Origin of the sequence: Myxococcus llanfairpwllgwyngyllgogerychwyrndrobwllllantysiliogogogochensis (assembly GCF_006636215.1) — a bacterium.
Lineage (GTDB): Bacteria > Myxococcota > Myxococcia > Myxococcales > Myxococcaceae > Myxococcus > Myxococcus llanfairpwllgwyngyllgogerychwyrndrobwllllantysiliogogogochensis.
In genome coordinates, this window is the sequence record NZ_VIFM01000571.1 from 1 (window position 1) to 809 (window position 809).

Here is an 809-nt window from a genome sequence, read left to right on the forward strand (position 1 = left end):
TCGGGGTGGCCCCGCGCACGATTCAACGATGGAGGAAGCCAGCCACGGCGGAGGACCGGCGGTGTGGTCCGCATACCCGTCCGGCCAACCGACTGTCCGAGGTGGAGCGGCGCCGAATCCTGGCGGTGGCCAACAGTGAGGAGTTCCGGGACGCCTCGCCCAAGCAGATTGTCCCCAGGCTGGCGGACCGGGGCGAGTACGTCGCCAGCGAGGCAAGTTTCTACCGGGTGCTGCGCGAGGCGGGTCAGTTGGCCCACCGAGGCCATGCCAAGGCGCCCACGCCCAGGCCCCGGGCCGAGCACACCGCCACCGGGCCCAACCAGGTCTGGAGTTGGGATATCACCTACCTGAAGGGCCCGGTGAAGGGCGCCTTCCTCTACCTGTACCTGGTGGTGGACGTCTTCAGCCGGCGAATCATGGGCTTCGCGGTGCACGAAGAGGAGTCGTCCGAGCATGCCTCGGTCCTCATCCGCCGCTCTTGGCAGCAGGCCGGCTGCCCCGAGGGGCTGGTGCTGCATTCGGACAACGGCGGCCCGATGAAGGGCGCCACGTTGCTGGCCACCTTGCAATGGTTGGGCGTCACCCCGTCCTTCAGCCGGCCCCGCGTCTCGGACGACAACCCCTTCTCCGAAGCCCTCTTCCGCACGCTGAAGTACCGCCCCAGCTTCCCGCGGCGGCCCTTTGCGTCCGCCGAGGATGCGCACGACTGGGTGACGCGCTTCGTGGATTGGTACAACACCGAGCACCTTCACTCCGCCATCCGCTTCGTCACGCCTGACGACAGGCACTTCGGTCGCGAGGCCTCGCTG

The 809-nt window shown here is 68.4% G+C and carries 1 protein-coding gene; it reads left to right on the forward strand.

What is annotated here, in order from left to right:
• A partial coding sequence (locus FJV41_RS49385; RefSeq protein ID WP_141649538.1) for an IS3 family transposase occupies positions 1-809 on the forward strand: 809 nt, incomplete at both ends.